This window comes from Chitinophaga sp. HK235, assembly GCF_018255755.1.
Lineage (GTDB): Bacteria > Bacteroidota > Bacteroidia > Chitinophagales > Chitinophagaceae > Chitinophaga.
Genome location: NZ_CP073766.1, coordinates 4510026 through 4533641, shown reverse-complemented (window position 1 = coordinate 4533641; position 23616 = coordinate 4510026). Strand labels below are relative to the sequence as shown.

Sequence of the window (23616 nt, the reverse complement as noted above, 5' to 3'; positions counted from 1 at the left end):
AAATTATTTTGGTTGAGTGGATAATGCATGTTTGGCTGCGATCTGCTGCAGCGTATTCCAGCTTTGATAAAGGCCTCTCGGCACATGGAAACAGCCTTTCCATTTCCCGCCTTTGAGCGGAAGCAGCGGCTGGCCCTGCCTGTTAAGATAACCAAACCATTCACCATTTTCAGGATCAGGGAAATGTTTCCAGGTATAATCATGTACTTTTTCGAACCATTGCCAGCATTTTTCGTCGCCGGTATGGAGGAAACCTTTCAGGAGGCTGATAATAGTTTCTATATGCACCCACCACAGCTTCTGGTCCCATTCCAGTTGTTGCGGAGGATACCCCTTCACATCGAGGAAGTAGAAGATGCCGCCGTATTGCTGGTCCCATCCGTGTTCCAGGAGGCTGAGGGTGATGTCTTTGGCTTTGGTGATCAGTGCCTGGTCATTGCTGCGGGTAGCCAGGTCCATTACAAACCACATGGCTTCCAGGCCGTGGCCGGGGTTGAGGAGGCGTCCTTCGAAAGAGTCTGACAGTAGTCCTTCCGGGGTGATGTTTTCCATGATCAGGCCGGTATCCTTCTGGTAAAAAACATCCATCACGGTATGGATACCCTGTTGGATGGTGTTTTCGACCAGCTGTGCATCCAGCAGGGTCTCCATTTCCAGCACGAGGTTGCAGAGGATCATGGGCAGTGCGAAGTTCTGCAGGGGCCGGGTGCCGGGCATGGCTTTGGAATAGTGTCCTTTGGGATTGTCCTGTCTTTTGAGGATGTTGTGAAAGGTAGTGATGGCAATGTGGCTGTAGTCGGCATTGCCGGTGGCCTGATACAGCTGGCCGAAGGCCATGGCAGCGAAACAGTCTGAAAAGATGTTGTAAGGCGCTATCAGCGGCGCTCCGGTACGGGTGAGGGAGAAGTACCAGTTACCTTCTTTGTCGCGTCCGTGTTTTTTCAGGAATTCGGCACCCTGGACAGCCATGTCCAGCCATTCCTGTTTTTTCTCCACTTTGTTGTAGAGCATGCTGAAACACCATACTTCGCGGCATTGCAGCCAGATGAATTTATCAGTGTCGAAGACTTTGCCTTCCCGGTCGAGGCAAGTGAAATAGCCGCCGTATTCTTTGTCCGGCGAATGTTGTAACCAGAACGGTACTACGTCGTTTAAGAGGTTGTTCTGATATAACGTGGCATACTCATGAAATGTCATTGTTCTCTGTTTAAAGGGTTTTGAGGTATTCTTTGTAGCGGTTGTACAGATGACCGGCCTGCAGGTAGGCAGACTGTGGACTCATGAAGTGCGAGAACTCGAAGGTGATGGCCTTGTCATAACCGGCTTTGCGCGCGGCTTCCAGCTTCATGCGTAATTTTTCGAACTTGATGGGCATAAATTTGATAGGCATGTCGCGGTCGAAGGATTCCGCGTTGGTCCAGCACTGGATGCCGTATTTATCTGCCATTTTTTTGTTGACGGCGAAGAAGTCGGGTAGTTCGTGGAATTCGATGTGGCCGTCCTGGAAGGCTACTGCGTCTACTACGCCTTTGATACCGTCGAATATTTCACTCCATTCTGATTCGTGTTGTTTCAGGGAAACGGCATCTTCTCTGGTGATGGTGGAAGAAGCGGCCATGACAGCCTTTTTGCCGTCTATCCAGGGAGATATCAGTGTAGGGAGGTTGTTGGAAATGTCTTTGCAATGTTTGCCCAATTTGGCATACAGATCAATCACTTTGCCGGTGCGCCTGCTCACTTCCTGGGTAAGGTACCAGCCCTGGAAGGATTTGTAGTGGCCATATTTTTTCCATACTTCATCAATCACTTTCAGGTTGATGTCCACTTCTTTCTGGAAATCGCCTTTCCACCAGTATTTACCGGAGTCGTAGAGGCCGAAGTAAAACTTCATATGATGTTTGTCGGCCAGTTCCAGGAACATTTTCACGAGGTCTACCGGAGGTTCGTAGCCGCCTTCTTCTTTCATAACCACCTGGGATGGATAGGTGAGCCAGCGTTGGAAGCCGCTTCTGATAAGGAATACGGTGTCTATGCCGATAGCTTTCATATGGGAGAAGTCGGCGTCCCATTCTGCGCGGCCCCAGTTCTGGTGGGGGATGTCGTGGCTGATTTCGTCGAGGAAGGTACCTGTTATTTTCATGTTGTTGCTGATTTATGGTTGAAGGGTGCCGGTAAAGGTCACGGGAATATCAAAAGGATGCAGGAAGTGGTCGGTGAGTACAGCGGCCATTTCCCGGTTGAGTGAAAGGTTGTTGCTGATGGCAGTGCTGAACTGCAGCTGTTGCCAGGCTTCGGCCATTTTTTCGTAGGTGATGCCGGTGGCGCCGGCAGCCTGAAATGCCTGGACCATAAAAGCCGGTGTGAGGTCCTGGCCGGTAGGTGTCAGCCGCCGGGCTGCCGGGTAATAGGTGAGCAGACCCTGGGTGAACTCATATTCGCTGACAGGACGTTGCGGATAAAACCAGGTTTGGTTGGCCCAGGTGTATGGCACGCCAAACCCTCTGAGGATACCGGTGGTGCCTATACGTTGTATCGCGTTAAAATGCGGATTTTCTTTGGTTACATCTATATAGGGCATCAGATATACACCGGCTTTGAGGAGTGCCTGCTGTACACTCCGTACGGCTACCTTGCGGGGTGGCAGCTGTTGTTGCAGGGCGATGGCCGCAAGTGCGCCGGCAGCCTGACCCAGCTGTAATACCACTGGTTGCAGACGGGTAGCACCATTAACGATATTGGTGACACTGATGCTTTTTTCTGCTACAATCAGATCTTCTGTTTGCGCTGGTATCAGGGAACCCAGTGGAATATTATAGGAAGGAACTTTGGCTTTGGAGAAATCTATTTTAGGTACGGCGGGATCTTTCTCCTGGTGATGGTCGATAGGATAATCTCCCACGGCAATGCCTGTACGATAATAGGCTTCCGGTTGGTCGAAAGGTTTGGCTACATGGTTGAAAGTGAGGGTGGTGATGCCTTTGAGACGCCGCGCTTCCCGGTAGTAAGGGATCATGGGCAGTTTATCATCAGTAGGATATTCATCATCGGCGATGCCCAGATTTTTGTATCCCAGTTCGGTTTGCAGGTAGTAGAGATAACGGAGGGTATGCAGTTTCGCCTTTTTAAGGGCTTCGGTGCGGGCTTCCCTGTTCATTTCGATGACATTGAGCGGATAGTCGTTACCGCAGCCGGGCCAGTTAATCATGTATTTGTTGTTGGGCAGTTTACCGTACTGCATCATAAAGTCGCAGTTCATTTTGCCGTTGTTGCTGCCGTAAGGATCTGAGCCGGCGCAGCAGCAGCGGAAGATATCGGGCTGATAGCCAGCGGGGCGTGGGATGGTTTTATCGGCATTTTTGCCGTAGTCTTTGAGTGTGACCACATAAGTGAGCACCTGGATATAGTTGTTGGCTTTAAGCGGGGCCACCGCTTCTCCGGTTTGCAGGCGGCTGTCCATGCCGGTGCTGTAAGGGGTGCGGGTGGCAGCCATGATGTCACCAAGTTCAGTGGCGTCTATCAGGATTTTGGCTTCTATGGTGCCGGGTTGGTTATTGCGGATAAAACTGACACGCCATTTACCGTTTTGTTTGCTGACGCCGGTCCACCGGGTATTGAAGTGGATATGCAGATTATTTTCTTTAGCGGCCATTGCCTGCAGGATATTGTTGCCTACAGATGGTTCAAAGAGGGTGTTGCTGACCCAGCCAGTGGCCACTGCTTTAGGGCCGCCATAGTGCTGATGGAGCTGTTCCCTGAATTCGCCCCAGAGGCCGGAGGGGAGGGCATTGTTGCCATCGATGGCGGAAACGCCTGCGGAGGTAAGCATTCCGCCGAGCCAGGTTGTTTCTTCAAGGATGGTGGTGTTGATGCCCATGCGGGCGGCCTGTATGCCGGCAGTGGTGCCGCTGGCGCCGCCGCCGATGATGAGCAGATCTGTCTGCAATTGTTGTGCGCTGAGGCTCCAGGTAAGGAAACAGAGCAGTTGGCTGATAAAAAGTTTTCTTAGTAAGGTCATAAAGAACGGGATGGGTAACCAAAATAAAAAATTATTTTAGTAACCAATAATACTAATTAATAAAATTTATTTATTCTTGTTAAATAATAAAATATTTTTTGAAATATGAAATGTTTATTTAAATAATCGATTTTTGCGGCCCCTCTTTTAATAATTATTAAGAATAACGTTATTAAATTGAGCCCTTCATTCATGTAAAGCACACACTGCATATGGGTAAGACCTTTTTCGAAGAACTGAACAATGACAATGTTACCGGGGTAGCCTATAAAAATATTAACTTGAAGAAGGCCGCTCTGGCCTACTTCGCCAACATCGGCAATGCCACCATCGCCGACATGTGCAAACAACTTAACCTCAGCGCCCCCAAAGTAACCACCCTGCTCAACGATCTTATACAGGACGGACTGGTAAAAGATTATGGCAAAGTAGAATCCACCGGCGGCCGGAAACCCAATCTGTACGGACTGGTGCCCGACTCCGCTTTTTTTATCGGTGTAGATGTGAAACAACATCACCTGAACCTCGGACTGTCTGACCTGCAGAAAAACCTGGTCTGCACGGAAGAAGGCATCCCTTATAAACTGGACAACAACAAGGCTTCGCTGGAAGAACTCTGTGTACTCATCAGCAATTTTATCAATGGTCTGCCCGTGCCCCGTGAAAAAATCCTGGGCATCGGCATCAACCTGTCCGGCCGCATCAACTATGCTACCGGCTACAGTTACAGCTTTTTCTATTTCGATGAAGAACCACTCAGCAAAATCATCGAAACGAAATTAGGTATCCGGGTATTCCTGGAAAACGACTCCCGTGCTATGGCCTACGGCGAATTTTGTTCGGATACCGTTCACGGTGAGCGCAATGTGCTTTTCCTGAACCTCGACTATGGTATTGGTATGGGCGTATTGATAGATGGGCAGCTGTATTACGGTAAATCAGGCTATAGTGGTGAAGTGGGACATATTCCGCTGTTTGATAATGAAATCATCTGCCACTGTGGAAAAAAAGGTTGTCTCGAAACCGAAGCCTCCGGATGGGCCCTCACCCGCATGTTCCAGGACAGACTGCAGGAAGGTTCTTCTTCCATGCTCTCCCGCAAACACGGTGCCCCTGGCAGTATACAGCTGGAAGATATTATCGATGCCGCCATTCACGACGATGTGCTGGCCATCGAACTGATTGCCAAAATAGGAGAGAACCTGGGCCGTGGGATTGCGCTGCTGATCAATATCTTCAATCCTGAACTGGTAATACTGGGCGGAAGCCTGGCTGCCACACAGGATTATATCCGGTTACCCATTAAAAGCGCTGTCAACAAATACTCACTCAGCCTCGTGAATAATGATACCAAACTGCGGATATCCAGTCTGGGTGAGCGAGCTGGTATTATTGGCGCCTGCCTGCTGGTGCGCAACAAAGTGCTGATTAATTAGTCCACAGATAGTATAAATAATAAGGCGCAAAGGTTTCAAATCCTTCTGCGCCTTATTATTTTATGCGATTTGTATGAAACTAGTCTTTCTTTTTTCTTAGGAATGAAAACAGTCCGCCGTTGTTTTTAAGCGCTGCTTTTTTACTCAGGGCCGGCTGAAAACCAGGATCGTTTTCAAGAATACGGTCAATGGTTTTTTTGCAGGCGCTCAGGTCTCCTTTTCCTTCCTGAGCCAGTGCCATCGTGAAATGAAATACAGAAGACTCGGCATCCCAGCCCCAGTTCATGCTTTTATAGATCTCTGTGCATTGGTTGCAATACATCAGGCTGTTGTCATGATCATGCAGCCCGAGATACGCTTCTGCCAGGTACGCATATACGCCGCAACGGTTGTTGGGTGAATTATCAGATTCGTCACCATTGGCCATGATCTCCAGTGTTTGCAGCATATCCTGGATGGCGGCGGCATATCTCTCCAGCTTCAGTGCAGCCTTACCACGGAAATAATAGATCTTCATCTGCGAAACCAGTGGTAAACGCTGTATACCGCCAATGGATATACGATTATTGACAGCACCGATACAGTGTTCGTATTGGGCATTATCAAAATACAGGTACATCAGGTTGAAGTAGGCATCGCTGTCATCCGGTTTTTCTTCCAGGTGTTTTTCCAGAGCCTGTATACGTTCGCTGAGATCGTCCTGGCTGTTGGTTTTGATGAAAGCCCTGCCGGTTTTGATGCGGTCTATGTTATAGATGATGATATCTTTTTCTTCTTTCTCCAGTTCTTCCATATCAACGGCAATCCATTCCTCATATTCGGCCAGTATCTTGCTATACAGGGCAAGGGCTTCATCGAAACGCTCCAGTGTGGTGAGGTCTTCGATAACGCGTTCGTGGATAGATACGTAATATACCAGCGGAAGGGTAGAGATAAAATTGCTCAGGATCAGCTGACGGTCTGCTACGGCTTCTGCATATTTTCCCAGCTGATGGAAAGCATCGGCTCTGGACTCCAGCTGTTCCCAGAAAGGTGACATGTTGTAACCAACACTGTGTATATGGATGGCTTCTTCGTAGGAGCCCAGCTCAAACAGGGTGATGCCGTAGTTGTTGCAGCACATCGCAAAATGATGTGGGTGGCCGGCATAGGAAGAACCGGTATTTTCATACCAGTAAGGGTAATAAAGAGAAAAGGCTTTCTGGTAGAGAAATTTTTTCAGTTGTGTTAATGCCTTACGGGCATCTGCATTTTGTTCCTGCTGTATCAGTTCACTACAGACAACGCCGGCGGAATACCAGTCATAGGCAATGCTGTAATCCGTGTCGGGCCAGCCTTCGGGGAGTTTGCCCTGTGTTTTGTAATAGGCATAATACCACCGGATGATACTGGACGGATAAGGCCTGATGGCGATGGCTTTTTCGTAATAGGGCAATGCTTCGCTGAAGCTGCCGATATTAAAGAGGGCCGTGCCGGTGAAGTGATAGAAATAACTCTCTTCCGGATAAAGGGCAATAAAGCGTTTACCGGTGGATATCTGTTCCAGTGTACCTTCTGCATCATCATCTCCATAAAACTGATTCCAGAAGTCGATAGTACCCCAGCAATACTCTCTGGCCAGGGCAGAATGACGTACACCCTGGTCCAGCAGTGCTTTTACTTTCTGCAGGATCTTCAGCATATCATCTTCCGGATGTTCGCCGGCTGTACTCATGATATGCAGCATATCTGCAGCGAAGTCGTAATCTGCCATTTCGAGGGCAAAATGCAACGTAGAGAGTGTCCTGTTGTTATATACTGTGCATTGGAATGCCTGCCGGTAGTAGTCCAGCGCTACGGGTTTGTTATCGTTGTGATAATATACGTCGCCGATGCGGGTATAACACTGGAATTTGGCCACGTTTAACTGAGGAAGGTCGTCCTGATAAAGGGAATGATAAATTTCCAGACTTCTGTGGATATCTTCCAGTGCTTTGTCTGTTTCATTTTCCAATATCCATATCTGAAAACGATACAGCAGGGCCCTGGTGATCAGTTCCTCGTCACCACTATCCATGATGATCTGACAGTCACTAAGTGTTTCTGCTGTTTTATCACCCATCACATTGGCGCCCATATAAGCGCGATGCACACGGGCCTGTATATGCTGAGGATTATATTCCAGCGCTTTGCTGAATGCTTCGTAAGCGGTGTGATATTCTGCTATCATCTCATCCCTTTCATCTTCAGCCTTGGCTATTTCCAGCTTGCACAAGCCCATCAGATGCCATGCGGCCGCTTCGGCCGGATGCTCCTCCAGGTATGCTTCAAGCTGAATGATTGCTACCGTATATGCCTGTTCATTATATAGCTTTTCCAGTTCTTCCAGATTCATAACACCAAATGATTAGAACGTGCAATTTATTAATATTGAAGCAGGTTATTCAGCACCGGTAAATAATTTCTGGATATTAAAAACGTTTATATATATTTATTGGGTTCTGAATGTAGCGAAGGTAGTGTGTAACCCGCTGTAGACAGGTAATACGGGAATACCTGGCAGTACTATGCCTCCATTTGTGTTATATGAAATTTTATCCTGGCCCTATGCCTCCACTGGATGCGTATTGTACCTGATATTAAATCCGTATAAAAAGACTGGTAACAAGGAATTTCAACAATAATCATTGCTGTTGACTGACAACAGCCAAATTATATCTTAACAATAATTATCATCCGGCCATGCAATTCTTTGCAAGGCCTTTTTTGTGTTATGACTTCAGCGTGTATTGGATGGTATGCTCCAGAATGCCCTTGAGGAGCTGGTTGAGCTCATGCAGGCTATTGGGCTTGGTGATAAAATAAGCCGCCCCCAGTTCGCGGGTCTCTCTTTTATCAGATTCGTGAGAGGAAGTTGTGTAGATAATAACCGGGATATGTTTGAGATGATCAATCTGCCGTATTTCAGCGAGGAACTGCTTTCCGTTTATACGAGGCATGTTCAGGTCCAGGAAGATGAGATCAGGAACAAGGCCGTTCCCCAGCCTCTCCAGGGCATCTTCACCGTTGATGGCTTCATTGTAAATAATATCCGGCACCAGTTCTTTTAGCACATCGCCAAATATCATCCTGTCATCCACATCATCATCAACTAAAAGTACGGAGGTATATTTACAACTGCTCAGCATATGATATTTAGAATAAAGACAAATTTAGGATTTTGTTGTTATTTTCTTATCATTATCATACAATGATCTTGCTCCAGGTACGCGGTTTGCAGGGCTATTTACCCGTAATCTCATTTCTATAAAAAAAATTAAACGAGCTCAGGCGCATGAAGAAATTTTTTATGCAGCTGCCCTTACCCAGGAAATTGTTCCTGATTGCGATTGTTCCGCTGGTATGCCTTATTTATTTCGGAATTCAGATATTCGATAAACAAAACGCTGATATCCGTAGTATCGACAACCTGTTGCAGGATGTTAACACCGCAACTGCCATGATGAAGATTTCAGATGAGATACATCTGGAACGCCGCTATAGTGTGAACTACGCTTTGGGCAATAATGTCCTCAACGACCTGCTGATGCAAAGGGCCAAAACCGACCTTGCGATTGATGCTGTAAAAAGTAAACTGCTGGCTGCAGATAGCCAGTTCTTTACCTATTCCCTGCTCAATACCCTGCCTAAAAAGAGGAAGGACATCGATAAAAAAAGCATGCCTCAGCGGGAAGTGCTGGATTATTATTCCAACCTGATCTTCCGCCTGAACAACCTGGCCCGTATCAATACCCCCGATATTGCCATTCTGAAATCCCTGCAGCAGGACCTTAATGCCCAATACCTGCTGGCACAGATGGCCGCCTATAAGGGTTTGATCCGCATGGATATCTATTACTTTATTCTCAAAAAAGAAGTATCGCCCGATGATTTTTCACGTATCGAAAACAACAACGATATGTATTCCTCGCTGCGAGCCGAATTCCTTGATAAAGCTTCACCCGCTACCGCCAACATCCTCCGGCAGATGGAAAAAAGAAGCGAGTTTATCATCACCACCGACTTTATCGGGAATACTATCAATAGCAGAAAAATTGATACACTCTTTAATGCAGACTCGTGGTGGGATAATTCCAGCATGGCCGTAGACCTGCTGAAACAGCTGCAGCGCTCTATTGTAGAAAAGGTGGGCCAGGATGCAAGGAACATTTCCAAAAAAGAAAATGACCTCAAAACAAAATACCTCATATTCCTCGTGCTCATCGTGGCGCTGGTGGTGGCATTTGTTTCCTTTACCATCAAAACCATCACCGAAAGCCTGAACAAACTTAGGACTGCTGCCGGAAAAATAGCCCGGGGCATCAGCGGTGTAGACCCCGGCATTCATACCAAAGACGCCATCGGCAGCCTGGCTCAGTCATTTACAGAAATAGATAAAACAGGACAGCAACTGGCTATGGCGGCAGACAACATCGGCAAAGGCAACTTTAATATCGATGTTCAGCCCCGTAGTACTGAAGATCTGCTGGGCAACGCTGTGGTGAAGATGGCAGCAGACCTGAAAATATTCCGTCAGGAAAATGAAAAGACAATATGGGTACAGGCCGGCCTTAACAATATCAACGAAACACTGCTCTCAGAACAAGACATGGAATCGCTTACCCACGATGCGCTGGCAGAACTGGTAAAATATTCCGGCGGACAAACAGGAGTGTTGTATATCCGTCAAAACGGAGATCTGCACTTTTCTGCAGGCCATGCCTTGTCTGACCAATACCCGGCACCATCTGTAATTTCTATAGGTAAAACCCTGGTAGGACAGGCATTGAAACAAAGAGAACCGATCTATCTCAAAGATGCGCCGGATAACTTCCTGCATATCGCCGGCGGCACCGCTGCCGCACAGCCGGGACATGTGCTGATCATACCACTGATCCATGCCGGTATTGCAGAAGGGGTGGTGGAAATAGGCTCTCTGTTTCCTTTCAGTGATAGTGGGCTCAGTTATCTGAAACAGGCATCTGTCAGCATTGCAGTCGCCATACAAAGTACCCGTAGCCGCACAAGGCTGCAGGAGTTGCTGGAAGAAACCCAGTCACAGGCAGAAGAACTCCAGGTACAGCACAGCGAACTGGAAGGCCTCAACGTAGAACTGGAAGCACAGACACAGAAACTACAGGTGTCTGAAGAAGAACTGAAAGTACAGCAGGAAGAACTGATGCAATCCAACGCTGAACTGGAGGAAAGGACCCGCATGCTGGAAGAGAAAAACCAGATCATCGTAGAACGTAATCTTGAAATTCATAGAAAAGCAGAAGAGCTGGCACTCAGTACCAAGTACAAATCAGAGTTCCTGGCTAATATGTCGCATGAGTTGCGTACACCGCTGAATTCTATTCTGCTGTTGTCAAGGTTGCTTTCAGAAAACCACGATCATAACCTGAGCGACGACCAGATAGAATATGCACAGGTGATCAATTCTTCTGGTAAAGGCCTGCTGACACTGATCGATGAGATACTGGACCTGTCGAAGATTGAATCCGGTAAAATGGAGCTGGAGTATCATGAAGTATATGTGGGTAACATTCTGTCCAACATGCAGGCGCTGTTTGAGCCTATCGCCCGTGATAAGGGACTGGTGCTGAATCTGGTCACCGCGCCGGGGCTACAGCAGGCTATTGAAACAGACCAGATTAGGCTGGAACAGATATTGAAAAACCTGCTTTCCAACGCGCTTAAATTTACGGGCAAAGGTTCGGTAACACTGTCTGTACAGGCAGGAGAAGTGCCCGGTACCGTGCGTTTTATCGTGAAAGATACAGGCATCGGTATCCCACGTGAAAAGCAGCAGGTGATCTTCGAAGCCTTCCAGCAGGCAGATGGCTCTACCCGCCGCAAGTATGGTGGTACAGGTCTGGGGCTATCTATCAGTCGTGAGCTGGCCAAACTGCTGGGCGGACATATCTCCCTGCATAGTAATGAAGAGGAAGGCAGTGAGTTTGTGGTAACGATACCGGCTACACGAAAAATGGCAGCGGTTGTTCCCTTACCCACACCGGCACCGGTAGCGCCGTATGAACCGGCTGTGGCTGAAGTAGAACCAGCTCATGGACCCTATCTCTCTACCCGCATCCCTGCTGATATACAAGACGACCGTGATATTGTAAAACCCGGCGATGCGGTTATTCTCATCGTGGAAGATGATACCTACTTTGCTAAAGCCCTGCTGGAATTTACGCGTCAGCGTGGCTATAAAGGTGTAGTGACCGTACGGGGCGATATGGCCGGGGAGCTGGCCCGTAAATATAAGCCTATAGGGATTCTGCTGGATATAGAACTGCCTGTGAAGGATGGCTGGCAGGTTATGGAAGAGTTGAAAAACGATCCGGTCACCCGTCCGATACCGGTACATATCATGTCTTCCATGGAAGCTAAAAAGGAAAGCCTCCTGAAAGGCGCAGTGGACTTTATCAGCAAACCGGTTACTATGGAAAGTATGCAGCTCATCTTCGAAAAGATGGAGTTTGTGCTGCAACGTTCCACCAAAAAAGTGCTGATACTGGAAGAGAATGCCAAACATGCCAAAGCACTGGCTTACTTCCTCAGCAACTATCAGGTGAATTCTGAAATCAGCAATACCGTTCAGGAAGGAGTGGAGCTGCTGCAACAGCAGGATGTAGATTGTGTAATTCTCGATATGGGCATACCCGACCAACAGGCTTATGAAGCCCTGGAAACAGTGAAGGAGATCAAAGGGCTGGAAAATCTGCCCATCATCATCTTTACCGGTAAAAGTCTTTCGCGTGCAGAAGAACAACGGATACGGCAGTACGCAGATTCTATTGTGGTGAAAACTGCTCATTCCTATCAGCGTATGCTCGATGAAGTATCACTGTTTCTGCATCTGGTATCTGAAAGCAGTCAGCAGGTGATGCCGATGGTAAACGGGAAAATGTCGTTGCTCAATGAAGTGCTGAAAGATAAAACCGTATTGATTGCAGATGATGACGTGCGTAATATCTTCTCGTTGACAAAGGCCCTGGAGAAACATCAGATGAAGGTACTTTCTGCTGTTGATGGAAAAGAAGCTTTGCAGCAATTGAGCGAACATCCGGTGGATATTGTGCTGATGGACATGATGATGCCGGAGATGGATGGTTACGATGCCATTGCTGCTATCCGCACACAGCCGTCGCTGGCGCAACTGCCGGTAATAGCGGTAACGGCCAAAGCCATGATGGGCGACCGGGAGAAATGCCTGAAGGCAGGAGCTTCTGACTACATCTCCAAACCAGTAGACGTAGACCAGTTGATTTCGTTACTACGGGTATGGTTATACGATAAAGGCATGAAATAATATGGAGCAGAAAAAAGTATTAATCATTGATGACGATGCGCGGAATATTTTTGCGCTCAAAGCAGTGTTACGTTCCAGAGGTATTTCCTGTATATCCGCTACCTCCGGGGCTGAAGGCCTGGAGCTGCTGGCAGGAGACCACCAGGTAGGCGTAGTACTGATGGATATTATGATGCCCGATATGGATGGTTACGAAACGATAGCCGCCTTGCGCGCCCAGGCCCCTAACAGCAGGCTGCCTGTTATAGCGGTGACTGCCCAGGCAATGGTGGGTGACCGGGAAAAATGTCTGCAGGCGGGCGCCGATAATTATATTTCAAAACCTGTTGATGTAGATGTGCTGTTGTCGCAGATACAACAATATTTAGCTGATTAACAAGTGACCAGAAATCACATAAGTGAAAGAGAAGTAAGTATGTTGCTGAATGATGTGCTGGAGCGCTATGGGTACGATTTTACCGAGTATGCCCCTGCCTCCATCAACAGGAGGGTGAATCATCTTTTTCAGGCCGACCGTTTCCCCAGTTTCGCGGAATTCCGCTATCGTATTATGTCTGATCCGGATTATGCGCTTCGTTTTGTGGAAGAGATCACGGTAAATGTTACAGAGATGTTTCGTGATCCGCAGTTCTACTATACACTCCGGCGGGAGGTATTGCCGGTGCTGGCCACCTATCCGCTGATCCGGGTATGGCATGCGGGCTGCTCTACCGGAGAAGAAGTGTATTCATTTGCGATTTTGCTGAAGGAAGCCAATCTGTTGCATAAGTCAGTCATCTATGCCACAGACCTTAATACCAGCGTGCTGGAGAAGGGAAGAACCGGCATCTTTCCGATTTCGCAAATGCAGCAATACTCCCGTAACTACATGGAGGCTGGCGGGCTGCATGATTTTTCTTCCTACTATACGGCTAATTATGAATATGCTAAATTCAGAAAAGACCTGGGGGAGAAAATTATCTTCTCTCCCCATAATCTTGTCACCGATGGCTCTTTTAATGAGTTTCAGCTGATTATCTGCAGAAATGTGTTGATTTATTTCAATAAAACCCTACAGGATAAAGTATTGCGCCTGTTTTGCGACAGCCTGGAGCCATTGGGTTTCCTGGCACTGGGAAGTAAGGAAACGCTTCACTTCACAAGTGTGGCCAGCCAGTTCAAACAAGTGGACAGCAAGGAAAAAATCTGGCGCAAACATCACCTGTAATAAAGTAGTATACCCTTATGTCTACGGCTTCCCGCCTTGTGTTGATAGGAGGTTCTGCAGGAGGGCTGCAGGCCATCCTTACGTTGTTGCCCGGCCTGATGCCACAGCTTGCTGCCGCAGTGGTGATTGTATTGCACCGGCAAAACCATTATGATTCTATGCTGACAGAGCTGTTATCGGCTAAAACGCAGCTGACCGTTAAGGAGGCTGAAGAAAAGGAAACACTACTGCCGGGCACCATCTATATAGCGCCGGCAGACTATCACCTGTTGCTGGAAACGGACCACACCTTCTCACTGGACTATTCGGAAAAGGTGAATTTCAGTCGTCCCAGCATTGATGTTACGTTCTCATCGGCTGCTCTGGCTTATGGGGAGAAGATGGCCGCCATCCTGCTTTCCGGCGCTAATACAGACGGTGCAGAAGGACTGATGGACGTACATGATGCCGGCGGTATCACCGTCGTGCAGGACCCCGATACGGCCGCGGTAGACGTAATGCCCAGACAGGCCATCCTTACTGCCCCTATAGACCATATCCTGCCTGCCACCGCCATGGCCGCTTTTATTAACGGTTTTGCCGGCATGATGACCAGTTGAGGTATGGTTATTGAAAATATACCTTGCGTAATATCTTTAGTGTATGATTCTGATTGTAGACGATAAGCCAGAGAATATTTTATCCATTAGGAAAACGTTGGAGCTGTATAAGTTTGAAGTGGATACCGCTTTGTCGGGTGAAGAGGCGCTGAAAAAAATACTTAAAAACAGCTACACGCTGATCATCCTGGACGTGCAAATGCCCAGTATGGACGGCTTTGAGGTGGCCGAAGCCATTTCCGGCTACAGCAAGGCAAAAGACATCCCGATCATTTTCCTCAGCGCGGTCAACAAAGAAAAACGTTTTATCGTAAAAGGTTACGACTCCGGCGGAATCGATTATCTCACCAAACCTGTAGATCCTGATGTACTGCTGATGAAGGTGAAAACCTTTTCCCGGCTGTATCAGCAGTCACAGGAACTGAAACAGATACACCAGTCATTACAGGACGAAGTGGAAGTGCGCAAACTCGCTCAGGCAGCCCTGAGTGAAAAAGTGAATGAATTACATACCACACTGGAAGCATTACCACAGATAGCCTTTACCGTTACCACAGACGGACAGATAGAATACGTCAACCGCAATTGGTACAAGTATGCAGACAATATGCAGCAGCTGCCGGAAACACTGTCAGGTGGCGATTCCATGCGGCAATGCCTGGAACAAACGCTTCGCGCCGGCATGCCACTTGAAAAGGAAGTATACCTGAAAGACAGAACAGACAACTCCTACCGCTGTCATCTCCTGCGTATCACACCCGTAAAAGAAGGACCCGAAATCGTAAAGTGGATCGGGACCTTCACCGATATCGCCCTGCAGAAGCAAGCCAATGAAATACTGGAGCAGAAGGTAAAAGAAAGGACGGAAGAACTGATTGAGATCAACAAATCACTGGAAGCCAGTAACCACGATCTGCAGCAATTTGCTTCCGTAGCCTCTCATGACCTGAAGGAGCCACTCCGCAAAATCCAGCTGTTTGGCGCTATTGTGCGCGACCGGTTTCTGCAAACAGATCCCAATGCCATGTCCTACATGGAAAGGATCGTAGGATCTTCCGAACGGATGGCAAGACTGATCAATGATCTGTTGAATTATTCCCGCCTGTCTGCTGCAAGCATATACGAAATGACTGACCTCAATGTGGTGGTACAGGAGATTATCAGTGACCTGGAACTGGCTATCACCGAAAAGAATGCTGTGGTGTGTGTAGAAAAATTACCACATATTGAAGCTGTTCCTGGGCAGATCCGGCAGGTATTCCAGAATATCATCAGTAATGCCCTGAAATTTTCCCGCAACGACCGTACGCCCGAAATCCATATTTCGGCGGATAGGGTAGCTACCAATGCGGCAGACAGTGCTGTGGAAGAAAATGGCAACTATTGCCGTATCACTATCCGCGACAATGGCATCGGCTTCAACGAAAAATACCTGTCCAAGATATTCACTATCTTTCAGCGTCTGCATAACGCTGATCTGTATGAAGGCACCGGTATCGGCCTGGCCATTGCCAAAAAAGTAATTGATAAACACCAGGGAATTATCACAGCCACCAGCGTGGAAGGAGAAGGGACATCCTTTATCATGGTGTTACCTGTAAAGCAAACGAAAATGCCCAACACAATCTGATAACCCACAACCCGATTTCATTTTAAACCTATACTTTCATGAAAAGAATTGTATGTATGCTGCTGTTATTGGCAGCCTTTATGACTGATGGCCAGGCCCAGACTCCTTCCCCTACTAGAACCTATTGGACTAACATTCAGATTCCCGGCTATACTGGTGATGCTACAGCTGTTAACTACCTTTTGCTGCATAGGTCCTACGACAATGACCTGATGGACGGGTATTTTGTGATGGGAAAAGTTTCTGCTATCAGAGGGCATAAAGGAGCGTGGAACCGTAAATGGACCATCGAAGTAAACACCGCTTCCGCCTACAATTCCGATCGGGGAAGCCTGATCTGTTACAACGAGCCCGCCCAGTTGGTGACGTTGAAATATAATGACGTTAAATACCTGGCTGTTTCTATTCAAAATAATTCCACCCTGGCTGAATTTTCATTTACCGGGTATGTACAAAATTCAGCGTTTGAAATCGTAAAAGAGTCGCAGGTATCAGAAGTAACACCCTTCAGTAGTGGGGATCCCATTACAATAGCTGGTAATTTGCTGGTGGATGATAATGGCAGTAAAATCCCAACTAGCTTAGATCTGACACAGAATGCCGTTATTGTTAATACCTCCAAATCGGGAGCATTTTCTGTTACTGCCCCTACCACGCAGGAGTCTATATTTGCGGGTCATCATATGACCTTTTTTTCGTCCAAATTTCAGGGAGGCATGGGTATTTCCGTCGGACAGCATAACAGTGGCTTTATTCAGGCTTTTTCCAATACCGCCGAAAATGGAAGTTTGTTTTTGAATCCCAACGGTGGTGGTGTGGGTATTGGCGTGCATGATACCAAAGGTTACCGGTTGGCTGTTGCCGGCAGTATGATTGCTGAAAGGGTAGTGGTAAAGAACTACCAGAACTGGCCGGATTTTGTGTTTGCGAAAAACTATCAGCTCCCTTCTTTACAGGAAGTAGAGACATATGTCAATACACACCAGCATTTGCCGGGTATTCCATCTGCAGCTACTGTAAAGGAAAAAGGTATTGATCTGGAAGAGATGAACAGTAAGTTATTGCAGAAAGTGGAGGAGCTGACACTGTATCTTATTCAGGTGGACAAGGAGAACAAGGAATTAAAAGCTGAATTAAAAACAATCCGCTCAGCGCTTCAAAAATGACCAAAACAGCCCAGGACTTCAGTCCTGGGGCACCCAAAATAAAAAAACCGCGCATTGCGCGGTTTTTTTATTTTGGGTGGAGGATAGCGGGCTCGAACCGCTCACCTCAAACATGCCATGCTTGCGCTCTACCAGATGAGCTAATCCCCCATGTCATTTTCCCTTTCGGGATTGCAAAGATATATTATTTTCGTGAATTACAAATTTTTTACACAAAATCTTTAAAAATTCCTTCTACTGTTTCTTTTAATTCCTTTAGTAACAAGGGTTTGCGCAATAATTTAATGACCAGCGGATTGGCGTTGGTGCGGGTAATATCGCCATAATCCAGGGAGGAAGATACCATTACGATATGGCATTGCGACTTGATTTTCTGCGGATAGGTATCGAATGCCTGTAAAAATTCGAAGCCGTCCATTTCGGGCATCTGTATATCCAGCAGTATGATGGTAGGAGGTATTCTGGGAAGGCCAATGTTGGAAGATAAGAATTCCAGTGCTTTGTTGGCATTTACAAATGAAAGTACCGTTCTGCTGATTTGTTGAAAGGTGATCAACTTCTCATGCAGCAATAAATCAATCTCATTGTCATCTATCAATATGACACGCAGGTCAGGTATCGAATTCATTTCTGTTGGGGATGGTAATTTCAAATTGAGTGCCTTCGCCGTATTTGGACTCTACATTAATAGTACCGCCAATTTTGCTTAAGGCTTCTTTCACAATGTATAAACCAATTCCGCTGCCAGGTTTGTTGTTGTTTTTGGAGCGGAAAAACATTTTAAAGATATTGTTCAGATGCTCACTGAGGATACCAATACCATTGTCCCGGATACAGATGGTGGCTTTGTGTGGCTCTACTTTCACAGAGAGATTGACCATCGGTTCGGCTTCGTCCGGCTTCTGGTATTTAACAGCGTTGGAAATAAGATTGTTTAAAATAACGCTGATCCGGAAGGTGTCGCCTCTGAATTCGGCCACCTGATCTACCTGGGTGTGGAACCGGATAGCCGTGTTCTGTGGCTGGAAGGCGGTAATACAGTCATTCAGCAGGGTGGTGAAATTTATTCTTTCGTATTCTATTTCCAGCCTGGAATTACGGTAGTATTCAATGATCTTCTGGATAAAGCCGTCGAGTTTCAATACACAGGACTCTACCATGTTGATGTAGCCATTGGGGTCTACAACTGAATTGTCGAGTCTTGAGAGGTTGATAATGCCCAATACAGACATCAGCGGGGAACGCAGGTCGTGGGAGGTGGAATAGATAAACCGGTTCAGTTCATCATTTGTTTTCTCCAGTTCCGTGATTTTTTCTTTCAGCTGCCTGCGGGTATGATAGATTTCATACGCGTTGTTGATGGTTTTATGCAGCTCATTTTCATCCCAGGGTTTTTTGATATAGGAGAAAATATGACCCTTGTTAATGGCATCGATGATATCATCCACATCAGTATAGCCAGTCAGCAGGATACGCATGGGATCCGGAAGGGTGTCTTTTATTTCATTGAAGAATTCCACCCCGGTAGATACCGGCATTTTCTGGTCCGCTATGATGATATGTACTACGATCTCTTTCAGCAACTGTTTGCCTTCCTGCGCAGAATTGGCGGTATATATCTCATAACTTCTACGAAAGCTGGCCTTAAATGCATTCAGATTATGGACCTCATCATCGATATACAATATTCTAATGCGGTTTTCTTTCATCAAAGGGCGTTATGGTTAAGATTGATGATTAATGATTAACTATGTTAAGAGGTAAATATATAATAAATTCCGCTCCTTCTCCAGGGGTGGAATTTACAATGATTTTACCCCTGTGTTTCTCTATAATGCTGAAAACGATGGACAGTCCTAGTCCTGTGCCTTCCCCTACATCCTTGGTAGTAAAGAACGGATCGAATATTTTCTGTTGTACCGCTTCAGACATGCCAATACCGGTGTCTTTGATACGGATGGTGATAAAGCCGTTTTCCTGTCCGGTGGTAATGGAGATAGATTCATTATGCTGCTCTTTTTTGCTTTTGATGGCATTGAGGGAATTGGAGAAAATATTCATAAACACCTGGTTGACTTTCCCTGCATAACATTCTATTTTGGGCAGCTCCGCATAATTTTTAATGATGCTAACATGGGGAGGAATACCGTTTCTGAGCAATACCAGTGTGGAGTCGATCCCCTCGTGAATATCAATGGATTTTACTTCGCTTTCATCGAGTCGGCTGAAAGTACGGAGTCCTTTCACAATTTCGGCAGTACGGGCGGCCCCGTCTTCAATGCCTTTGATGAGGGAAGATATTTCTTCGTGGATATAGTCGATATCTATTTCTTTCTTAAACTGTTCGATGGATTTCAGGTCCTTGCTGATGTCTGTACTGCCGGCTAGCTGATCGTAGCGGGTCAGCAGGTCTTTCAGGTCTGCAATATCCAGCTTCAGTGGTTTGATATTGGAGGTGACGAAGTTGATCGGGTTGTTGATCTCGTGGGCAATACCGGCGGTCAGCTGACCGAGGGACGCCATTTTCTCTTTTTCCACCAGTCTGGTCTGTGTGTCTTTCAGGTTGGTGAGCGCGATGTTGAGGTCGCGGTTACTGTTTTGCAGTTCTTCCGTCCTTTCCTGGACTTTGGCTTCCAGGATAATATTCTGTTCTTTTACCAGTTGTTCGTTTTCTTTGGAGATCTCCAGGGCAATGGCCTGTGAGGCTTCTTTTTCTGCCTTGAAGGTATTGATTTTATCTGCCAGGGCGAAAGACAGTAGGATGACTTCAATTGCGGAGCCGATCACAATGATATGGCTGGTAAAGATATTGTAGGGGATGATGCCCACATCTTTAAGCACAAAACAGATGATGGCCAGAATAAATATGGTCCATGCCAGTACAAATATTTTAGCGGTCCTTGAATGTTTGACCGCCTGCATAATGGCAAACAACAGGATAAAACTCACGCCGGTGATAGCCAGAAAATCGATCAGCGCGTAGGCGACAGAGAAAAATCCCAGCAATGACAACACGATGGTGCTGGAATACACTATTACAAACAGCGTTAGTATACGGTAGGCCCAGGGTGCTTTTTCCCTTACATGGAGGAAACTCTGCACGAATATCAGCACCGAGATGCCCGAGAGCGCGCCTGCCCACAGTACACTTTGTTCGGTGATGTATAGGTTTTCATGCCAGAAGAAGCGGTAGCCGAATCCATGAAGGCATATCTGAGCCAGTCCTACAGAGGCGATGTAGAGGATATAGTAAAAATAACTCCAGTCTTTTACAGAAAAGAAAATGAAGGTATTGTAGAATATCATAACGAGGATGATGCCGATATAGATAGAGAGCAACAGGTCGTCGTTATACAGCTTCTTATAGGTCTCCCGCGCAGTGCCGATGTATATGGGTATCAGAATAGCTTCGCGGCTTTGGATGCGCACATAAAATGTCTGAGACTCGCCGGGAGGGATGTTAATATTATACACAAAGTTCTGGTGGTTGACCGGCCTGTTTTTAAAAGGCCGTAGTTCTCCACCGGGGATCACCTGGTACCGGTTATGCTGATCGGGGTAGTAGAGGTCGATCAGGTCCAGTATGGGGTAGGTGACGTTAAACATCAGCTCCGGCCGGCTGGTATTATTTCTGACCGTTAACCGTAGCCAGATGGCGTCTTTGGTGAGGCCGAAGTTGGGTATCTGTTTTTGCAGCTTCTGAAAGGCTGTCGAATTTTCCACTTCCGGAAAAGCCATTTTCCCGCTGGGGTCCAGCATATATTCCAGCTGGCTGTATTCTGCCAGCTGGATGGGATGTTTGGGGGTGATATTGATGGTATCTGCCCAAACAGGTACCCAGTGGACCGTTACTAACAGTAACAGGCATACGAATTTGTAAAATGCCGGTCTTATCAGAAGTCGCATGGCGTTATAGTCGGATCATTTTTCTTGGTTAAAAATCTGTTCAAGGTCTACATAGTAGCGGCCAGAGACAATGGGCTTGTTAAGGGCCATTTCCCGGCACACATGGGCGATGGCGGCACCGCCCAGCATAACTGCCGAGGCCAGCTGGGGCCAGGTAGTTATACTTTTACCTATTTCTTTCAGGGATTCCTGCATTTTGGTTGACATGGCGCTGATGTTGACGATATTATCGACCAGCTGCATTCTTTCAGGGCCCTGCATATTCCGGATCTGCGCTGCTGTAAGCTGTTCCGGAATACGCCCATGCAATATAGGTAAATCAGGCTGCAGATCAAACCGTTCTATATCGATCATTCCTCTGTCGCTGGTGTCCATGACTACCGGTATTTGCAGCTCCCTGGCTTTCTGGCGGCTAAGGATTTTGATGTCCAGACTATCACATTCTTCTACCAGAATGTCGAGTTTGCCCCCTTCGGTAAGGAAAGTGTCGATATTGTCGTCGTTGATGCCGTTATCATAACAGTGTACAGTCAGAAAAGGATCGATTTCTGCAATTTCCCGGGCCACCAGCACGGTTTTAAGGATGCCTACATTGTGTACGCCGGTACGGATACGGTTCATATTGCTTAGATCGAGCTGATCGAAGTCGGCTATACGAAGTTCTCCGCACAGTCTTTCAATAGCCAGTGCCAGTGCTACGGACTGGCCTACAGAAAGGCCGATAACGCCGATCTTCCTGGTTTGCAGGGTTTCCCTTTCTGCTTCGGTGATCTTATGCTGGTTGCGACTGGTCCGCAGGTATATAAATTCTGCTTCATCCAGAATATGTACCACACGGCTGGACCAGGGATAATAAACCCATACACCATAGGCCGCGGGCGCTATACCTCCGAGGTGAGCGGCTACACGTTCTGCGATGGCTGTTTCAGATAATCTTTCTGTGGGATGATGCAGGCGGATCAGCTCTGCCAGTTGGGCTTGTATTTCATCAAACACCTGGATAGCGGTATTTTGCCGGAGCAGTTGGGTGAGGGCTTCCAGCTGTATGGGGTCCTGTAATCTGAAAAATCTTACTTCCCTTTCTGTTGCTCGTTGTTTGCTCGTTGTAATAGCATCTACTAATACGTTGTTCATTGGTAATATTGTTTATGGCTACCTGAATAACGGCAGGTCACTCATGGCTGCCGACATGATCCGCAGGTCGTAGTCGACCTGCATTTCACCCTTGGGGCCTTTTTCTACAATCGTTTGCACCGGATTGTTGCGTAAACTCATCATTCTTTCCTTATCCTCAGGATGTGCGCTCTTCAGTTCCAACGGATCATTGAGTATCAGGGCTGTAGCAATCAGGTCTTCCTTGGGATAATAAAAAGTGCCCTGGTTGCCGATATTGGTCATAATCTGGTACCCGGTCCGGATACTGTTCCTGAAAGTGGTTTGTGCACAGAAGCCCAGGAACGTGGTAACAGGCAATTGATCCAATACGGCGTTGACGACCCTGAAAAGCACAATGCTGCCAATTCCCCAGCCAGCAACTTCCCGCGAATTCCATAAGCCACAAAATTCACCCGTACCCCCGGCTGCGGCCAGGTCCTTCACAATACCATAAATCCGGGGGTCCATATTGTTGATCGCAGATTCTATTGGCAGGGGAACACTCCCCCCGGCCAGTTGTATCCGGCAACCACCATACATCTTGGTATAATCATCATTACTCACGGTAATGATATAAGTATAAGGCTCATACATCCAGTCAACATTTGCAGACGTAACTTTGGTTACACCGTAAGCTTCCAGCACTTTACGATGCCCTGCAATATATTGCAAACATTCTTCCGGATATTCTATTGCCTTGAATACTCTTACCTTAAGCATGTACGGGAATGCTTTAAAATTTAGTTCGTTAAAAGGTAGCTGGGTCAGATGGCCCTTCCAATAAAATGGTTTTATATAAGCACTGTCAGCAAAAAGGCTACCGCTTTATCCATAAACAATGCTATTTCGATTCCGGTAAAATCAGCATAATATTGTTGGCCAATATGACAGGGGATTGCATCTCTCTCCGCAGTTAGCATCGCCAGGGATAAATAGTTCCATTTTTTGAAAAAGATTAAAAAGCTCTACTTCTTCACATGAAGGTAATGGTAAAATAGTATTATTTCCAGAATTTCCCATAAAGAATGTCCCGTTTTTTGAATAAATGTCAACTTGGCAGCAGATGTTATCCTGGTACTCAATGGCATAGATATCTGCAAATTGTGGGTGTATTATTTCCTGCCATTGCATTGGTGTAAATTTTGCTGCTGGTTATTCCCTTAAAA

18 protein-coding genes and 1 tRNA gene are annotated in these 23616 nt (G+C 46.9%); 7 read left to right on the top strand and 12 right to left on the bottom strand.

What is annotated here, in order from left to right; all coding sequences use genetic code 11:
* Positions 1 to 3: 3 nt before the first annotated feature.
* From KD145_RS16550 to KD145_RS16540, 3 genes are read right to left on the bottom strand one after another with little or no spacing between them, the layout of a single operon-like run.
* The gene (locus KD145_RS16550) at positions 4 to 1197 is read right to left on the bottom strand and encodes an AGE family epimerase/isomerase (protein WP_211999982.1); all 1194 of its coding nucleotides are present in this window, start codon (positions 1195 to 1197) and stop codon (positions 4 to 6) included.
* 10 nt (positions 1198 to 1207) lie between these two features.
* Positions 1208 to 2140, bottom strand: a complete 933-nt coding sequence (locus KD145_RS16545) for a DUF4434 domain-containing protein (RefSeq protein ID WP_113616645.1) — start codon at positions 2138 to 2140, stop codon at positions 1208 to 1210.
* Between the two features lie 12 nt (positions 2141 to 2152).
* Entirely contained in the window at positions 2153 to 4015 is a 1863-nt protein-coding gene (locus KD145_RS16540) for an FAD-dependent oxidoreductase (protein WP_211999981.1), read from the bottom strand.
* A 212-nt stretch (positions 4016 to 4227) separates the two neighbouring features.
* On the opposite strand from KD145_RS16540, the gene KD145_RS16535 reads away from it, so the two are divergent.
* A complete protein-coding gene (locus tag KD145_RS16535; protein ID WP_249219395.1) occupies positions 4228 to 5451 on the top strand; it encodes an ROK family protein in 1224 nt (407 codons plus the stop codon).
* Positions 5452 to 5530: 79 nt separating this feature from the next.
* Here the strand turns inward: KD145_RS16535 and KD145_RS16530 are convergent, their stop codons facing one another.
* Entirely contained in the window at positions 5531 to 7825 is a 2295-nt protein-coding gene (locus KD145_RS16530; protein ID WP_211999980.1) for a hypothetical protein, read from the bottom strand.
* 376 nt (positions 7826 to 8201) lie between these two features.
* On the bottom strand, positions 8202 to 8618 hold the full coding sequence (locus tag KD145_RS16525) for a response regulator (RefSeq protein ID WP_211999979.1): 417 nt from the start codon (positions 8616 to 8618) through the stop codon (positions 8202 to 8204).
* Between the two features lie 146 nt (positions 8619 to 8764).
* Here KD145_RS16525 and KD145_RS16520 point away from each other — a divergent pair, with 146 nt between their 5' ends.
* From KD145_RS16520 to KD145_RS16495, 6 genes are read left to right on the top strand one after another with little or no spacing between them, the layout of a single operon-like run.
* A complete protein-coding gene (locus KD145_RS16520; RefSeq protein WP_211999977.1) occupies positions 8765 to 12787 on the top strand; it encodes a response regulator in 4023 nt (1340 codons plus the stop codon).
* A gap of 1 nt (position 12788) precedes the next feature.
* Positions 12789 to 13163, top strand: a complete 375-nt coding sequence (locus KD145_RS16515; protein ID WP_211999975.1) for a response regulator — start codon at positions 12789 to 12791, stop codon at positions 13161 to 13163.
* Positions 13164 to 13166: 3 nt separating this feature from the next.
* The gene (locus KD145_RS16510) at positions 13167 to 13994 is read left to right on the top strand and encodes a protein-glutamate O-methyltransferase CheR (RefSeq protein ID WP_249219393.1); all 828 of its coding nucleotides are present in this window, start codon (positions 13167 to 13169) and stop codon (positions 13992 to 13994) included.
* A gap of 17 nt (positions 13995 to 14011) precedes the next feature.
* Positions 14012 to 14593: a chemotaxis protein CheB gene (locus KD145_RS16505; RefSeq protein WP_211999973.1), complete on the top strand. Its 582-nt coding sequence runs from the start codon at positions 14012 to 14014 to the stop codon at positions 14591 to 14593.
* 43 nt (positions 14594 to 14636) lie between these two features.
* A complete protein-coding gene (locus KD145_RS16500) occupies positions 14637 to 16223 on the top strand; it encodes a response regulator (RefSeq protein WP_211999971.1) in 1587 nt (528 codons plus the stop codon).
* A gap of 38 nt (positions 16224 to 16261) precedes the next feature.
* Positions 16262 to 17389, top strand: coding sequence for a hypothetical protein (locus tag KD145_RS16495; protein WP_211999969.1), 1128 nt, complete (start codon positions 16262 to 16264; stop codon positions 17387 to 17389).
* 77 nt (positions 17390 to 17466) lie between these two features.
* Here the strand turns inward: KD145_RS16495 and KD145_RS16490 are convergent.
* From KD145_RS16490 to KD145_RS16460, 7 genes are all read right to left on the bottom strand, one after another.
* Positions 17467 to 17539: transfer RNA gene (locus KD145_RS16490), tRNA-Ala, on the bottom strand.
* A 58-nt stretch (positions 17540 to 17597) separates the two neighbouring features.
* On the bottom strand, positions 17598 to 18017 hold the full coding sequence (locus KD145_RS16485) for a two-component system response regulator (RefSeq protein WP_211999968.1): 420 nt from the start codon (positions 18015 to 18017) through the stop codon (positions 17598 to 17600).
* A complete protein-coding gene (locus tag KD145_RS16480; protein ID WP_211999967.1) occupies positions 18001 to 19098 on the bottom strand; it encodes an ATP-binding protein in 1098 nt (365 codons plus the stop codon). The genes KD145_RS16485 and KD145_RS16480 overlap by 17 nt, the downstream gene beginning before the upstream one ends.
* A 28-nt stretch (positions 19099 to 19126) precedes the next feature.
* Complete coding sequence (locus KD145_RS32495) at positions 19127 to 21295, bottom strand: 7TM diverse intracellular signaling domain-containing protein (RefSeq protein ID WP_211999966.1); 2169 nt, start codon at positions 21293 to 21295, stop codon at positions 19127 to 19129.
* Positions 21296 to 21310: 15 nt separating this feature from the next.
* Positions 21311 to 22429 carry a ThiF family adenylyltransferase gene (locus KD145_RS16470; protein WP_211999965.1) on the bottom strand — a complete coding sequence of 373 codons (1119 nt, stop codon included), beginning with the start codon at positions 22427 to 22429 and terminating at the stop codon, positions 21311 to 21313.
* 18 nt (positions 22430 to 22447) lie between these two features.
* Complete coding sequence (locus KD145_RS16465; RefSeq protein ID WP_113616672.1) at positions 22448 to 23170, bottom strand: hypothetical protein; 723 nt, start codon at positions 23168 to 23170, stop codon at positions 22448 to 22450.
* A gap of 141 nt (positions 23171 to 23311) precedes the next feature.
* Complete coding sequence (locus tag KD145_RS16460) at positions 23312 to 23581, bottom strand: hypothetical protein (RefSeq protein WP_211999964.1); 270 nt, start codon at positions 23579 to 23581, stop codon at positions 23312 to 23314.
* Positions 23582 to 23616 lie beyond the last annotated feature (35 nt).

What these genes read in the sequence shown, in the direction of transcription:
- KD145_RS16550 (WP_211999982.1), bottom strand. Translation starts at nt 1,197, where the DNA reads ATGACATTTCATGAGTATGCCACGTTATATCAGAACAACCTCTTAAAC.
- KD145_RS16545 (WP_113616645.1), bottom strand. Translation starts at nt 2,140, where the DNA reads ATGAAAATAACAGGTACCTTCCTCGACGAAATCAGCCACGACATCCCC.
- KD145_RS16540 (WP_211999981.1), bottom strand. Translation starts at nt 4,015, where the DNA reads ATGACCTTACTAAGAAAACTTTTTATCAGCCAACTGCTCTGTTTCCTT.
- KD145_RS16535 (WP_249219395.1), top strand. Translation starts at nt 4,228, where the DNA reads ATGGGTAAGACCTTTTTCGAAGAACTGAACAATGACAATGTTACCGGG.
- KD145_RS16530 (WP_211999980.1), bottom strand. Translation starts at nt 7,825, where the DNA reads ATGAATCTGGAAGAACTGGAAAAGCTATATAATGAACAGGCATATACG.
- KD145_RS16525 (WP_211999979.1), bottom strand. Translation starts at nt 8,618, where the DNA reads ATGCTGAGCAGTTGTAAATATACCTCCGTACTTTTAGTTGATGATGAT.
- KD145_RS16520 (WP_211999977.1), top strand. Translation starts at nt 8,765, where the DNA reads ATGAAGAAATTTTTTATGCAGCTGCCCTTACCCAGGAAATTGTTCCTG.
- KD145_RS16515 (WP_211999975.1), top strand. Translation starts at nt 12,789, where the DNA reads ATGGAGCAGAAAAAAGTATTAATCATTGATGACGATGCGCGGAATATT.
- KD145_RS16505 (WP_211999973.1), top strand. Translation starts at nt 14,012, where the DNA reads ATGTCTACGGCTTCCCGCCTTGTGTTGATAGGAGGTTCTGCAGGAGGG.
- KD145_RS16500 (WP_211999971.1), top strand. Translation starts at nt 14,637, where the DNA reads ATGATTCTGATTGTAGACGATAAGCCAGAGAATATTTTATCCATTAGG.
- KD145_RS16495 (WP_211999969.1), top strand. Translation starts at nt 16,262, where the DNA reads ATGAAAAGAATTGTATGTATGCTGCTGTTATTGGCAGCCTTTATGACT.
- KD145_RS16485 (WP_211999968.1), bottom strand. Translation starts at nt 18,017, where the DNA reads ATGAATTCGATACCTGACCTGCGTGTCATATTGATAGATGACAATGAG.
- KD145_RS16480 (WP_211999967.1), bottom strand. Translation starts at nt 19,098, where the DNA reads ATGAAAGAAAACCGCATTAGAATATTGTATATCGATGATGAGGTCCAT.
- KD145_RS32495 (WP_211999966.1), bottom strand. Translation starts at nt 21,295, where the DNA reads ATGCGACTTCTGATAAGACCGGCATTTTACAAATTCGTATGCCTGTTA.
- KD145_RS16470 (WP_211999965.1), bottom strand. Translation starts at nt 22,429, where the DNA reads ATGAACAACGTATTAGTAGATGCTATTACAACGAGCAAACAACGAGCA.
- KD145_RS16465 (WP_113616672.1), bottom strand. Translation starts at nt 23,170, where the DNA reads ATGCTTAAGGTAAGAGTATTCAAGGCAATAGAATATCCGGAAGAATGT.
- KD145_RS16460 (WP_211999964.1), bottom strand. Translation starts at nt 23,581, where the DNA reads ATGCAATGGCAGGAAATAATACACCCACAATTTGCAGATATCTATGCC.